Genomic DNA, 12,900 nt, shown 5'->3' with positions numbered 1-12,900 from the left:
GCAGGCGCAAAGCCATTGACTCGCAGTACTAAGCGGTTGAAGTCTTGCAGCCCGGAACGACTGATGCCTCGTTGCACATCAGCTTCCAACCCTGAATTGGATGTTCCCGGTCACATAACTAAACTGAACGGTATGGTTTATAATGGAACGATCGATGGCTGTCAATCGCCTTACCCGGCAACGAATGTTTCAATCCGTGACGGGCCGGGGTATTGGCGCGGGCGCTCGCGTCCCGGCCTGAGAGCGAGTGAGGAAGGGAGACCCCATGAGAAAGAAGACCGAAGAAAAGCGTCAATCCATCATCGAAGCCGCGCTGGCAGTGTTCCGGGACGTCGGCTTCGAGCAGGCGTCGATGACGCAAATCGCGGCTCGTTCGGGTGCGTCGAAGGCGACGCTGTATAGCTATTTCGAGTCGAAAGAGGCGTTATTTGCTGAAACAATGACAAGCCGCGCCGGGACGGAAATCCGCCATGCGTTCAGTCAGCTGACGCTCGATATGCCGCTGGGCGAGTCGCTCGTCGCGTTTGGGGTGCACTACCTGACGGCCGTGCTGCAGCCCTCTTTTCTGGCCACGCGCCGGCTGTGCTATCAGGAGGTCGACCGGTCGAACGTGGGGCGGACCTTGTACGAATCGGGTCCGAAACGGGGCTTGATGCACGTGCGCGATTTTCTGGCGAGCGCGATCGAAGCGGGCACAATCCGGCCGTGCGACCCAGGCGTCGCCGCGCACCATCTGCTGGCGCTGCTCGAAGCCGAGTTGGTCGAAATCGCGACGCTTGGCTATGAGGTCAAAGCCTCGCGCGCGAAATTGCTGGAGGTCGTAAACCGGGCAATCGATGTTTTCCTCGCGGGCTACGCCGTGGCAGCGCCGCAAGCGAACCGCAAGGGTTCGCAGAATGCGAAATGATGGCGGGCTTCGCGAGCGCAAGCCCGCGTCAGCAAGGCGCAACGTGCGGAATCATCGCGGCCTGCCCGTGCAGCACACCGGCTTCGTCGATCAGTTGCCATACGGTCGCGCGCTCGATCCAGAAGCGCTGCCCCGATTTCGTGATGCGGATGCCGCGATAGTCTTTCACGAAGCCTTCGCGTGTCACCGAATCGAGAAATGACTGGCGCTCGCTACGCTCGGGCGCCTGCGCGGAAAGACGCGAAGGCAGCGCCGTGATTTCGTCCCAGTCGTAGCCGAAGATCGCTTGCGCGCGACGATTGCCATACATGAACACGGGGTCCGCCTGCGTGCCGTGCGCAAGCAAGCCGAACGGCGCGTGCTCGTAGAGCCAGGCCGCGCTCTCCGTGTCGCTCATGCCTTCGGGTACGAGCGCAAAGCCCAACAGGCGACGATAGCTGTTGGCGAGAAGGCGAAAAAACTCGGTATCCGTGTTCCGTGACATGCAGACTGGCTCCTTCGAGTCGAGAGGTTGTTTGCGCGTTGCGCAATTCTATCAACCGCGCGTGAGAGTGGGCGCCCAGCCCAGCGGCAAATACACGCCGGTACATACGCGATAAAAACGGCTGCGTCTGCGCGCCGGGCCAGCTGGAATACGACCGGAACACTGAGTGTTCTGTTAGCGGATCAACATCTTGGGTCCGCCAATGAAACCTCACTATCTGAACACCGGCGCGGTGGGCTTCGGCCTCGCTACCGTCTCCCGCAACAACACGGTCCTCGACACGTGGTATCCATTCGCTTCGCTGCGAGCCGATGCCTGGCTTTCCCTGTTGTATTTGCCGTGGCTGGCCCTCATCGCCGTGCCCGCCTGGGACACGATCGATCCCATGTGGGACGGCATGCCGTTCTTCTACTGGTATCCGCTGCTCTGGCTGCTGGGTGGCTGCGTGACAAGCGGCATCGTGTTTCTCGCAAGCGACGTAAATGCCGCGAATCGCGCCGCAAGGGGCGACGGCACCTCGACGCCAGACCCGGACTCCGCGGCCGAGTTTCATTTCGAAGCGGTTGAAGGGGAGGCCGAGTTCTAGCTCGCGGCGCTGCACGCGCAAGGTGTTTACAACGGCATATGTATGACGAAAGCAGGCGTAATGCGCGAAAACTCAAGAACAGCAGGCTCGAGCCGTAATAAGGAGGTCGGCGCGCCATGCGCCCCTGCATTTACAGCCATACGACTCCCATGAAACTCAGCCGCAAGATTCCTCTCGCCTTCGCCGCGTCGCTCACCCTCATGTCGGCGGGTGCGTTCTACGGCATCCACACGCTCAACGAAGCCATCGATACTTACCGCACCACCGTGCAGGACGCTGCCGCGAGCGAGCGCATGGTGTCAGCCACGCTCGTCGAGTTCAAGCTGCAGGTGCAGGAGTGGAAAGACACACTCCTGCGTGGCAAGGACCCGCAAAAACTCGATCGTTACTGGAGCGCGTTTCAGAAGCGCGAGCGTACCGTGAACGATCTCGCCGCCGCGCTCGAAACGAAACTGCCCGAAGGCGAAGCGCGCACGCTCGTCGCGCAGTTCGCCGAGGCGCACGAGGCGATGGGCCAGGGGTATCGCAAGGGCTTCGAGGCGTTCAAGGCGGCGGGCGCCGATCCCGTTGCTGGCGATACCGTGGTCGCCGGCGTCGATCGCGCGCCAGCCCAGTTGCTCGACCGCGCCGCGCAGACCATTGCCGCCGCCAACGCGCAAGTGGCCACCCAGGCCGCGGTGCAGGCCGCGCACGCCACCATCGTGAGCGCGGTGCTGATGGTGGTCGCGTTCCTGCTCGCGCTGGCGGGCGGCGTGCTGTTCAGCCGCACGGTCACGAGCCCGCTGGGCCGCGCCGTGGACTTTGCGCGCGAGGTCGCCGACGGCGACCTGTCGACCGATCTGCATGCGCATGGCGACGACGAAACCGCGGAACTGCTCACTGCGCTCGCGAAAATGCAAGCGAGCCTCGCCCGTGTGGTGAGCGAGGTCCGCGCCAATGCCGAAGGCGTGGCAACGGCGAGCGCGCAGATCGCCTCGGGCAACCAGAATCTGTCCTCGCGCACCGAAGAGCAGGCGGCGTCGCTCGAAGAAACGGCCGCAAGCATGGAAGAGCTGACGTCGATCGTACGCATGAACGCGCAGAACGCGGAGCACGTCAGCTCGCTTGCGGGGACGGCGGCGCAGACCGCGGCGCGCGGCGGCACGGTAATGCGCGGCGTGGTCGGCACGATGCAGTCCATTGCGGACAGTTCGAGCAAGGTCGGCGAGATCATCGGCTTGATCGACGGCATCGCGTTTCAAACCAACATCCTTGCGCTCAACGCCGCCGTCGAAGCGGCGCGCGCGGGCGAGCAAGGCCGCGGCTTCGCCGTCGTCGCGGGCGAAGTCCGCACGCTCGCGCAGCGCAGCGCGAGCGCGGCGCGCGAGATCAAGGCGCTCATCGAACAGTCGAAGGAACACGTCGAAAGTGGATCGTCCCAGGTGGCCGACGCCGGCCACATCATCGACGAGATCGTCGAAGCCGTGCAGCGGGTTTCCGGCACCGTGCAGGATATTTCGACGGCGTCGCGCGAGCAGTCGACGGGCATCGAGCAGGTGAACATCGCCGTCACGCAAATGGACGAGGTCACGCAGCAGAACGCGGCGCTCGTGGAGGAAGCATCGGCTGCGACGTATGCGCTGGCCGAGCAGGCGCACGCGCTTCGCGAGACCGTGGCCGCGTTCAGGCTCAGGGAGGGCGCGATCGCCTGACTTCAAGCGGTTGCCGTGCGCGCGCTGGGGGACATAAGCGCCGCGGCATGTCCGGCATCTTGCGGGCGAGGCGCGCGTCCTCGCGCTCTGAGCCTGTTCCCCGGCTGGTCTGTGCAACGCAGGCTGGCCGTCACTGACTGACACGCCCGGCCGCGGCTCGCCTTGCAGCTATGGCAGCCACCGCCGCCGTGTTCGCGCGCCAATTTTGTGAGGCGATACGCCGCACAAAAACTTCACCTCCATTGCTTGAAAGCAAATCTTACGAAATGTAAACTTGGTGCAAGCTTTGGATTCGGACGCAGTCTTCCCGGGGCTCCCCTCGAACCTCGAGTCAATCCATCGATAATTTAGTCATCCTTTATTTCATTGCCAGGGAGAAAACCATGAACTCGTACATCAACCGACTCAACGCCTCGTTCGCGATTGCCGGCCTCCTCATGATGGCGCCGTTCATGGCTATGGCCCGCTTGCCAGCGCCGAGCACTACCCCGCACGGCGAATCCCTCGTCAAGAAGCGGACGTCGAACCGCGTCGCCGATGAGGAGCGTCGCGCCAGCGAATCCGGTGGAAGTGAATCCGTTAGCGAGTAATCAACGGTCCTAAGTAAATTTCAACTCACTTCCTTTTTTCTTGAACGCTATTTGGAACATTCACCATGAAAGCGAAAGTCACGACATTCTTCATTATTGCCGCCCTGCTCGCAACGACAGGCACCGCGTTCGCATCGCAGCCTGAACACCGCCCTGGCAACCCGCCGCCCACGTCGATCGAAAGAGCCAACCGGCCGGTCGGTGCGATTCCGCATCGCGACTGGCATCGCGGCGACCGCCTGCCGCCTGAATATCGTGACCGGATTTTCGTGGTCGAAAACTGGAACCAGCACGGCCTGAAAGCGCCCCCGCGCGGCTACCATTGGGTCGGCGTAGCCGGCGACTACGTGCTCGTTGCCAGCGCGACCGGTGTGATCTCAACGGTTCTGCCCGCCGCCACCCATTGATCATGCCGTTGTTTTCCCACGCTTTGCCCGCTCTTCGCCGCCACGCGGCCAAGGGCGGGCATCAGATAGCGACCTGAAATCAAGCCGCAACGACGGCAAATAGAGCTAGCTCTCGCAAATACCCGGCATGGCCACTTTCTGGAAGATATGCGGCGACGCGATCACCGAGGAAGGGTAAGCGCCCAGGCTCGACCGGAACGCCGGCGCAGAGAACGCCGCCCGAAAATGCGCCGTGGATTCCCAGACCGCGTAATTCAAATAAGCCGCCTGCTCTCCGAGCGCCCGATGGAGTTGCGTTGAAATAAAGCCGGCTTGCTGCTTCATGAACGCAGCGTCTTCCTGCCAGGCCTCGAGAAACTTCGCCTCATCGGCCAGATCCAGTGTGAATACATTCACGAGCACAACGGGCTCGGCGTCAATGGCAAGTTGGCGTTCGATCGGGAAAGAAGGATCAAGCGGTCGCAATTGCAGCATGGTGCACTCCAGAGTCTAAAAGCATGATGTCAACCGGTCATGGCCAATTTATAGTAAATTGACATGATGATGTCAATTTGAAAATAAGGTGACATATGCATGAACCTGCGAGAACACCGGCCGGCGAACTTCTGTCGGGCATCATGCTCGACCTCTTCCGGCTCAATAGCGGCCTGCTCACCTCGGGCGACCGCCTGGTCGAGGGCCTCGGGCTCACGAGCGCACGCTGGCAAATGCTCGGCGCCATCCGTGCCGCGGAGCGGCCGCAGCCAGTGGCCTGGATCGCCCGCGATCTGGGGGCCAATCGGCAAAACGTGCAACGGATCGTGAACGACCTCGCCAACGACGGTCTGGTCCGCTTCGAGGCCAACCCCCACCATCGCCGCGCGCAGCTTGTCGTTTTGACCGACGAGGGCCGGCAAGCCTTCGAAGCGGCCATGCGTCTTCAGGCCCCCTGGGTCAACCAGCTCTCCAATGGCGTGACCGTCAACGAAATCAAGACCTTGCAGCGCGTCACCATGAAATTGCAGGCGAATCTGGACGACATGGCCGGAGCCGACGAGCCGGACTGATCGAGCGGCGCTGCTTGCGCATGCAATGTGCTACAGCAGGGCATCGTTACCATCCGCGAGGCGAGGCCCACGCATGTCGACCATTGCCCTCATTGTCGTGACGGTCGCGGTGACGCTCGTCGTCATCCTGGTGATCGCGAACCTCACGAGCGGCGAAAAGAAGATCGAGCACAAGATCAACCGGCTCTACGCGAGCGACAGTCCGCAGTTCATCCGTTCGATGGGGCTGCTGCTCGGGCCGCCCGTCGTGGAAGGCAACCGCTTCGAGGTGCTCGTGAACGGCGACGCAATATTTCCGTCGATGCTGGCGGGCATCCGCTCGGCGCAGCACACCATCACCTTCGAAACCTTCATTTACTGGTCCGGCGCGATTGGCGAAGAAATCGCTTGCGCGCTGTCCGACAAGGCGCGCGCGGGCGTCGCTGTGCATGTGCTGCTCGACTGGATGGGTTCGTCGAAGATGGACAAGCGCTATCAACGCATGCTGCGCGAGGCGGGTGCCCAGCTCGTGCTGTATCACAAGCCGCACTGGACGGGTCTTGGCCGCATGAACGACCGCACGCACCGCAAGCTGCTCGTGATCGACGGACGCATCGGCTTTACGGGCGGCGTGGGTATCGCCGACGAATGGACCGGCCACGCGCAGGACGAAAAGCATTGGCGCGACACGCACCTTCGCATTGAAGGCCCGGCGGTCGGACAGATGCAGGCGGTCTTCATGGACAACTGGGTCAAGTCGACGGGCAATGTGCTGCACGGCCCGGAGTACTTTCCCGAGATCGACGCCGCGGGCGACGGCCTCGCGCACATGTTCAGCAGTTCGCCCTCGGGCGGCAGCGACGACATGGAGCTGATGTACCTCATGGCGATCACCGCCGCCGCGCACTCCATCCATTTGTCGACGGCGTACTTCGTGCCGGACAAGCTGACGATCAACGCGATCGTCGAAGCGGTGAAGCGCGGCGTGAAGGTGCGCATCATCACCCCCGGCAAGCGCATCGACACCCACACGGTGCGCGAGGCGTCGCGCGCGTGCTGGGGCGAGCTGCTCGCGGCGGGCGTGGAGATGTACGAGTATCAGCCGACGATGTTCCATTGCAAGCTGATCGTCGTCGACGAATATCTGGTGTCGGTCGGCTCGACCAACTTCGACAGCCGCTCGTTCAAGCTCAACGACGAGGCCAATCTCAACATTTACGACCGCGATTTCGCGCGCCAGCAGACGGCCATTTTCGATGCCGACGCCGCCCTCGCCAAACGCATCACGCTCGAAGACTGGCGCCGCCGGTCGTTACGGGAAAAGCTGCTCGAACACGCAGCCGCCCTCCTCGATTCGCAGTTGTGACGCCTGCGCGAGCGCCGCGCCGCCAATCGACAAGAAAGCGAAGATCGCCGACAATCGGTGCCCGACAATGGGCTGTCGACAAAGCAAACAGAAAAAAGGGACCGCAATCCATGCTGCACATCGAGGATCTGGCCAATCCGCCCGAGGGGTTTCTGCGCGACGAGCCGGAGGGAGCGGAGTTTTACCAAGCCTTTCAGACGGCCCGGCTAGACGATTTCAGCTTCGGTTATTTCGCCGTGTACCGGGACAGCGCGCTCGTTACCGTGGCGCCCTACTTCGTGATGGATTTCCGGCTCAACACGCTGCTGCCCAGCGGCTGGCTAAAGCACAGCCTGAGCTGGATCCGCTTCAAGCTGGCCTGCATCGGGCACCCGACCGTCGATGCCGGCCGCATCGAGGGCGAAGTCTCGCAGGAGACGCTCGCGGCCATCAGCACGGCGCTTGCGAAGAAAGGGAGCCTGCTCGCGTACAAGGGTTTCGCCGAGGACCTGCCGCTGCGCGGCTTCGTGGCCGCGAAAGGCCTGCCCGTGCCGGTGCTGTCGATCGGCCCGGACTACTACCAGGCCATGAAGAGCGACCGCAGGAACCTGCTCAAGCGCAAGCTGAAAAAGGCCGCCGCGCTGCGCTATGAAGAATGCGCGGGTCTGCCCGATCACCTCGTCGCCCGAGTGTATGCGCTCTATCTGAACACCTGGCAAAAAGCCGAGTTGAAGTTCGAGAAGCTCACGCCGGAGTATTTCGCCAATACCCGCAGCCTGAGCCATTATCTGCTGTACTTTCTCGACGACGAGCTGATCGGCTTCACCCAGTTGATCGGCAAGGGACGGCATCTCGTCAACCGCTATATCGGGCTTGACTACGACAAGAGCCAGCAATACGGCCTGTACTTCGCCATGTTCATTCGCACGGTCGAATTCGGCATTCGCGAAGGCTACGAGGAAATCGAACTGGGCGCGACGTCCTATGAGTTCAAACGCATTCTGGGCGCCCGCCAGATTCCCACCTGGAATCACTATCGGCACAACAACGCGCTCGTCAACTGGCTGCTCGGCAAGCTGCGCAGCGTGCTGGAACCGTCGGAGTCCGAACTGCGTTAGCGCTCGCCGGATTGGCCCGGTGCGTCCCCGCTGCCGGCAACGCGCGTTACAGGCGATAATGTGCCAAACGCAATCGACTTGGGAAACGGAGTAAGCATGAGCAAGCAAGGCTTCACCACTGGCATCGTTCACGGCGACAGGATCGCGGGCACCGAGCACGGCGGCGTGCGCCAGCCGATTCATACGTCCGTGCAATATGGTTTCGAGCGCGTCGAGGACCTGATCGGCGTGTTTCAGGGCACGAAAAAAGGCGGCTTCAACTACGCGCGGCAAGGCACCCCCACGACGGCCGCGCTCGAGCGCAAGATCACGAGCCTGGAAGGCGGCACCGGCACGGTCTGCTTCAGCACCGGCATGGCTGCGATCACGGCGACCTTCCTCACGCTGCTGCGCGCGGGCGATCATCTCGTGTCGAGCCGCTATGTGTTCGGCAACACCAACAGCTTGTTCGGCACGTTGCGCACGCTCGGCGTGGAAGTCACGACCGTCGACGCCTGCGACGCCGAAAACGTGAAGAACGCCATCCAGCCGAATACGCGCATGGTGTTCGTCGAGACCATCGCGAACCCGGGCACGCAGATTCCCGACCTGCAAGGCATCGGCGAGCTGTGCCGCGAGCGCGGCATCGTCTACGTCGTCGACAACACGATTACCTCGCCCGCCCTGTTCCAGCCGAAGGCGGTCGGCGCGAGCCTCGTCATCAACTCGTTGACGAAGACCATCGCGGGCCATGGCGCCGCGCTCGGCGGCGCGGTGACCGATACGGGCCTGTTCGACTGGAGCGCGTATCCGAACATCGCCGACGACTATCGGCGTTCGGCGGCGAAAGATCAGGGGCTCCTGCAGATCCGCAAGAAGGGCCTGCGGGACATGGGGGCATCGCTGTCGTCCGAGCAGGCGCACGCCATCGCCATGGGCGCGGAAACGCTCGCCCTGCGCGTGAAGCAAAGCAGCGACAATGCGCTCGCGCTCGCGCAGTTTCTCGAAGGCCACGAAGCCATCGGCAAGGTGTTCTACCCGGGCTTGAAGAGCCATCCGCAATACGAGGTTGCCCAGGCGCTCTTCAAGGGCGCGTCGTGGCTGCTCGCGTTCGAACTGCTCAACGCGGAGCGCATGATCGACGTCGTCAACGCGCTCGAACTGCCGATCAAGGCGACCGGCCTCGGCGACACGCGCACACTCATCATTCCCGTCGCGCCGACGATCTTTTTCGAGGCCGGGGCTCAAACACGCAAGGCAATGGGCATCTCCGACGGCATGCTGCGGCTGTCGGCGGGCATCGAGGATATCGACGACCTGATTGCGGACTTCTCGCAAGCGCTCAAGCTGGCGGCATAACGCCGGACGCGTCGATGTCGTGACCGGGGCCAGCACACGCTGGCCCCGTGCGTTTGCAGCGTTTGCAGCGCTTACGGATTGAAGCGTTTTGCCTCGTCGCGCCAGTAGTGCTGCTGCTGCCAGCCGAGCAGCCGCTTGAGCTTCTCGTTGCTGAGCAGCGTCTCGAACTCGCCGAGGGCCTTCTTGACCGGCACGCCCGGATAGTAGCGATCCAGCAGCGTCTGGGTCGGCAAGTCGGACGACACGTCGTCCGCCGCGACGTTCATGATCTCGAAGCCGAGGCCGTCCGTTTCGATGGCGAGGCGGCATGCGTTGGCGAGGTCGCGCCCGTCGATATAGCTCCATGCAATGCGCTTGCGCAGCGCGGGGTCCTTGAGCCACGCGGAGAACTTCGCGTAGTCCTCGGGATCGAGCACATTGCCGATGCGAAAACAGTAAATGTCCGACCCGGTGCGCGCCTGGAATGCCTTGGCGGTCACTTCGTTGACCACTTTCGAGGTGGCGTAGCTGTCCATCGGATCCACCGGATAGTTCTCGTCGAGCGGAAAGTACGCCGGATCGCGATGCCGGTGGGCGAACACCACGCCGTAAGTCGTCTCGCTCGAGGCCACGATCACCTTGCGGACCCCCAGCTTCGCAGCGGCGTCGAGAATGTTGTAAGTCCCCATCACGTTGATGCGGTAGACCTCGTTATCGGTCGTCAACATGATGCGAGGAATCGCCGCGAAATGAACGATCGCGTCGATCGGTTTCGGCTCGAGGTCGTCGGCGAATTCCACCGGCGCCGTAGTCGAGGCGATCGCATTGAAAACCTGGCCCGCGTCGGTGATGTCCGTGACCAGCGTGCGCGCGGTGCGCTTCGGCATGGGCACACGGTCCAGATTCAACACTTCGTAGCCGTGCGCGACCAGGTTCTCGACCACCCATTTGCCGGCGAGGCCGCTGCCGCCGGTCACTATCACTCGCTTTGTCATCTGTCTCTCTCCTGTTCGTGGCGTCATACCAGCCTCTGCAAACGCGCACGTTACCGCAAACATTGGCCGGCTGTAATGACCACCGCTCGCTTTCCAGCCGGATGGATTGTCTGCAGCGCGAGTAGACAAACAAGGGCTTTACGCGCCCGATTGCGCTGGCGCAGCCACTGCAGCGTGCCGATTGAACCGCTTCGCCAGAAAATCGATGAACGCTCGCGCACGCGCCGATTGATTGCGCTTGTTCGGGTAGTACACGAACAAATCGGCCAGCGGCTGCACGAACTCGGGCAGCACGACGCGCAAGCGCCCGCTCTCCAGATACTTCGCCAGGTCCCACTCCGAGCGCAGCAGAATGCCGTGCCCGTCGAGCGCCCAGCCGAGCACGATATCGCCGTCGTTGCTCGACAGCATGCCGTGGACCTTCACCGAATGAGCCTCGCCGCCGCGCTCGAGGCGCCATATGCCGTAAGCGTTGTCGTTCTGCCGATGCACGATGCATTGATGGTTGGCGAGATCGCCGAGCGTTGCGGGCGTGCCCTGCGTCTCCAGATAGCGCGGCGACGCGCACAGCAAGCGGCGGTTCGTCATGATGCGCCGCGCAATGAGCCGCTTGTCGGGCAGTTCGCCAAAGCGAATCGCCAGATCCACGCCGCTTTCGACGAGGTCGATCGGCCGGTCGGTGACATCGAGCTGCACTTCGACATGCGGATGCCGCCTCGCGAACTCCGAAACGAGCGGCGCGATCGTCGTGCGCCCGAAGCCGAGCGTCGCGTTCACGCGCAGCAAACCACGCGTGACGGAGCGGCTCGACGACACCACATCTTCCATTTCCTTCACTTCGGCAAGAATGCGCGTCGCGTAGTGGAGGAAGGTCTCGCCTTCGGCGGTCAGGCTCACGCTGCGGGTGGTCCGGTTGACGAGGCGCACGCCCAGGCGCGCCTCGAGCTGCGCGAGCCGTTTGGTTGCCGCCGGCGGCGTGATGTCCATGTCCCTCGCAACGCTTGAAAGGTTTCCGTAACGTCCGAGCAGGACGAAAAACTCCAGGTAGGAGGTCAGGTCATTCTTCACCGTGAGTTAATAAAGATGTGAAAACAAGTGAATCATAGTGCCGATCCGGGCGCATAACCTAGCGTCTCCCACAGCCAGCGAATCGCAAACGACCGCGAGAACGAGCGCGCATGCTGGCCGTGCCACCAGGAGACACCCGTGAGAATCGTTGAAATCCGCGAAAAAACCGTGCCGATCAGTTCCTCGATCCGCAACGCCTATATCGACTTCAGCAAGATGACGCTCAGCCTCGTCGCCGTGGTCACCGACGTGATCCGCGACGGCAAGCCTGTCATCGGCTATGGCTTCAACTCGAATGGCCGCTATGGCCAGGGCACGCTGATGCGCGAGCGCTTCATCCCGCGCATTCTCGAAGCCGATCCCGCCTCGCTCGTGAACGACGCGGGCGACAACCTCGACCCGCACAAGATCTGGGCGACGATGTTCACCAACGAAAAGCCGGGCGGCCATGGCGAGCGCTCGGTTGCCATCGGCACGATCGACATGGCGGTATGGGACGCCGTGGCGAAGATCGAAGGCAAGCCGCTTTTCCAGCTGCTCGCCGACCGATACGGCAACGGCCAGCCCGACCGCAAGATCTTCGTGTATGCGGCGGGCGGCTACTACTACCCGGGCCAGGACCACAGCAAGCTCAAGGACGAAATGCGCAGCTATATCGACCGCGGCTACACGGTCGTGAAGAAGAAGATTGGCGGCGCGTCGCTCGACGAAGACCTGCGCCGCATCGATTCAATCCTGAGCGTGCTGGGCGACGGCCAGAAGCTTGCTGTCGATGCCAACGGCCGTTTCGATCTGGACACCGCGATCCAGTATGCGAAAGCGCTCTCGCAATACGACCTGTTCTGGTACGAGGAGCCGGGCGACCCGCTCGACTTCGAATTGCAGGCGACGCTGCGCAACTACTACGACAAGCCGATGGCGACCGGCGAGGATCTGTTCTCGATGCAGGACGCGCGCAACCTCATCCGCTACGGCGGCATGCGTCCCGACCGCGACTGGCTGCAGTTCGACTGCGCGTTGAGCTACGGCCTCGTCGAATATCTGCGCACGCTGGAGATGCTGCATCAGCACGGCTGGTCCGCGAGCCGCTGCATTCCGCACGGCGGCCATCAGATGTCGCTCAACATCGCGGCGGGTCTCGGGCTCGGCGGCAACGAGTCGTACCCAGACCTGTTCCAGCCTTATGGCGGCTTCCCCGACGGCGTGAAGGTCGACAACGGCTACATCACGATGCCCGACCTGCCCGGTATCGGCTTCGAGGGCAAGGCCGATCTGTTTGCGGAAATGCAGAAGCTCGCGGGCTGACGCCGCAGCGAAGAGAAAAGCGCGACCGGAAACACAACCGCTGCACGCATGGCGGTTGGCGG

General features: G+C 62.7%; 14 protein-coding genes. 10 read left to right on the top strand and 4 right to left on the bottom strand.

The annotated features are described in order from the left end of the window. The first annotated feature begins 265 nt into the window (after positions 1–265). Positions 266–907, top strand: coding sequence for a TetR/AcrR family transcriptional regulator (locus AB4Y40_RS29040; RefSeq protein ID WP_368690786.1), 642 nt, complete (start codon positions 266–268; stop codon positions 905–907). A 28-nt stretch (positions 908–935) separates the two neighbouring features. On the opposite strand, the gene AB4Y40_RS29035 is transcribed toward AB4Y40_RS29040, so the two are convergent. Continuing rightward, positions 936–1,391, bottom strand: a complete 456-nt coding sequence (locus AB4Y40_RS29035) for an MEKHLA domain-containing protein (RefSeq protein WP_368690785.1) — start codon at positions 1,389–1,391, stop codon at positions 936–938. 202 nt (positions 1,392–1,593) lie between these two features. On the opposite strand from AB4Y40_RS29035, the gene AB4Y40_RS29030 reads away from it, so the two are divergent. From AB4Y40_RS29030 to AB4Y40_RS29015, 4 genes are all read left to right on the top strand, one after another. Continuing rightward, positions 1,594–1,977: a DUF3311 domain-containing protein gene (locus tag AB4Y40_RS29030; RefSeq protein WP_368690784.1), complete on the top strand. Its 384-nt coding sequence runs from the start codon at positions 1,594–1,596 to the stop codon at positions 1,975–1,977. A gap of 149 nt (positions 1,978–2,126) precedes the next feature. After that, a complete protein-coding gene (locus AB4Y40_RS29025; RefSeq protein ID WP_368690783.1) occupies positions 2,127–3,668 on the top strand; it encodes a methyl-accepting chemotaxis protein in 1,542 nt (513 codons plus the stop codon). 383 nt (positions 3,669–4,051) lie between these two features. After that, the gene (locus tag AB4Y40_RS29020) at positions 4,052–4,258 is read left to right on the top strand and encodes a hypothetical protein (RefSeq protein ID WP_368690782.1); all 207 of its coding nucleotides are present in this window, start codon (positions 4,052–4,054) and stop codon (positions 4,256–4,258) included. Between the two features lie 65 nt (positions 4,259–4,323). Further along, entirely contained in the window at positions 4,324–4,665 is a 342-nt protein-coding gene (locus AB4Y40_RS29015; protein WP_368690781.1) for an RcnB family protein, read from the top strand. Between the two features lie 105 nt (positions 4,666–4,770). On the opposite strand, the gene AB4Y40_RS29010 is transcribed toward AB4Y40_RS29015, so the two are convergent. Continuing rightward, a complete protein-coding gene (locus tag AB4Y40_RS29010) occupies positions 4,771–5,139 on the bottom strand; it encodes an antibiotic biosynthesis monooxygenase (RefSeq protein ID WP_368690780.1) in 369 nt (122 codons plus the stop codon). A gap of 95 nt (positions 5,140–5,234) precedes the next feature. Between AB4Y40_RS29010 and AB4Y40_RS29005 the strand changes: the two genes are divergently transcribed. The 4 genes from AB4Y40_RS29005 (at position 5,235) to AB4Y40_RS28990 (ending at position 9,491) form a co-directional block, all read left to right on the top strand. Beyond that, complete coding sequence (locus AB4Y40_RS29005) at positions 5,235–5,711, top strand: MarR family winged helix-turn-helix transcriptional regulator (protein ID WP_368690779.1); 477 nt, start codon at positions 5,235–5,237, stop codon at positions 5,709–5,711. Between the two features lie 73 nt (positions 5,712–5,784). Continuing rightward, on the top strand, positions 5,785–7,056 hold the full coding sequence (cls, locus tag AB4Y40_RS29000; RefSeq protein WP_368690778.1) for a cardiolipin synthase: 1,272 nt from the start codon (positions 5,785–5,787) through the stop codon (positions 7,054–7,056). 110 nt (positions 7,057–7,166) lie between these two features. Continuing rightward, entirely contained in the window at positions 7,167–8,153 is a 987-nt protein-coding gene (locus tag AB4Y40_RS28995; protein WP_368690777.1) for a GNAT family N-acetyltransferase, read from the top strand. 96 nt (positions 8,154–8,249) lie between these two features. Continuing rightward, positions 8,250–9,491, top strand: coding sequence for a cystathionine gamma-synthase family protein (locus AB4Y40_RS28990; RefSeq protein ID WP_368690776.1), 1,242 nt, complete (start codon positions 8,250–8,252; stop codon positions 9,489–9,491). 71 nt (positions 9,492–9,562) lie between these two features. On the opposite strand, the gene AB4Y40_RS28985 is transcribed toward AB4Y40_RS28990, so the two are convergent. Both AB4Y40_RS28985 and AB4Y40_RS28980 read right to left on the bottom strand, forming a co-directional pair. Then, complete coding sequence (locus AB4Y40_RS28985) at positions 9,563–10,465, bottom strand: NAD-dependent epimerase/dehydratase family protein (RefSeq protein ID WP_368690775.1); 903 nt, start codon at positions 10,463–10,465, stop codon at positions 9,563–9,565. Positions 10,466–10,603: 138 nt separating this feature from the next. After that, the gene (locus AB4Y40_RS28980) at positions 10,604–11,533 is read right to left on the bottom strand and encodes a LysR substrate-binding domain-containing protein (protein WP_368690774.1); all 930 of its coding nucleotides are present in this window, start codon (positions 11,531–11,533) and stop codon (positions 10,604–10,606) included. Between the two features lie 138 nt (positions 11,534–11,671). Between AB4Y40_RS28980 and AB4Y40_RS28975 the strand changes: the two genes are divergently transcribed. After that, positions 11,672–12,838 (top strand): mandelate racemase/muconate lactonizing enzyme family protein, encoded by a 1,167-nt coding sequence (locus tag AB4Y40_RS28975; RefSeq protein ID WP_368690773.1) that lies wholly within the window; start codon positions 11,672–11,674, stop codon positions 12,836–12,838. Positions 12,839–12,900: the final 62 nt, after the last annotated feature.

Origin of the sequence: Paraburkholderia sp. EG287B, assembly GCF_040965595.1 — a bacterium.
GTDB lineage: Bacteria > Pseudomonadota > Gammaproteobacteria > Burkholderiales > Burkholderiaceae > Paraburkholderia.
This window is presented reverse-complemented; position numbering and strand designations above follow the sequence as displayed.

Excerpts from the sequence above, each read along its gene's own strand:
- AB4Y40_RS29040 (WP_368690786.1), top strand. The coding sequence starts at position 266 with ATGAGAAAGAAGACCGAAGAAAAGCGTCAATCCATCATCGAAGCCGCG.
- AB4Y40_RS29035 (WP_368690785.1), bottom strand. The coding sequence starts at position 1,391 with ATGTCACGGAACACGGATACCGAGTTTTTTCGCCTTCTCGCCAACAGC.
- AB4Y40_RS29030 (WP_368690784.1), top strand. The coding sequence starts at position 1,594 with ATGAAACCTCACTATCTGAACACCGGCGCGGTGGGCTTCGGCCTCGCT.
- AB4Y40_RS29025 (WP_368690783.1), top strand. The coding sequence starts at position 2,127 with ATGAAACTCAGCCGCAAGATTCCTCTCGCCTTCGCCGCGTCGCTCACC.
- AB4Y40_RS29020 (WP_368690782.1), top strand. The coding sequence starts at position 4,052 with ATGAACTCGTACATCAACCGACTCAACGCCTCGTTCGCGATTGCCGGC.
- AB4Y40_RS29015 (WP_368690781.1), top strand. The coding sequence starts at position 4,324 with ATGAAAGCGAAAGTCACGACATTCTTCATTATTGCCGCCCTGCTCGCA.
- AB4Y40_RS29010 (WP_368690780.1), bottom strand. The coding sequence starts at position 5,139 with ATGCTGCAATTGCGACCGCTTGATCCTTCTTTCCCGATCGAACGCCAA.
- AB4Y40_RS29005 (WP_368690779.1), top strand. The coding sequence starts at position 5,235 with ATGCATGAACCTGCGAGAACACCGGCCGGCGAACTTCTGTCGGGCATC.
- cls (WP_368690778.1), top strand. The coding sequence starts at position 5,785 with ATGTCGACCATTGCCCTCATTGTCGTGACGGTCGCGGTGACGCTCGTC.
- AB4Y40_RS28995 (WP_368690777.1), top strand. The coding sequence starts at position 7,167 with ATGCTGCACATCGAGGATCTGGCCAATCCGCCCGAGGGGTTTCTGCGC.
- AB4Y40_RS28990 (WP_368690776.1), top strand. The coding sequence starts at position 8,250 with ATGAGCAAGCAAGGCTTCACCACTGGCATCGTTCACGGCGACAGGATC.
- AB4Y40_RS28985 (WP_368690775.1), bottom strand. The coding sequence starts at position 10,465 with ATGACAAAGCGAGTGATAGTGACCGGCGGCAGCGGCCTCGCCGGCAAA.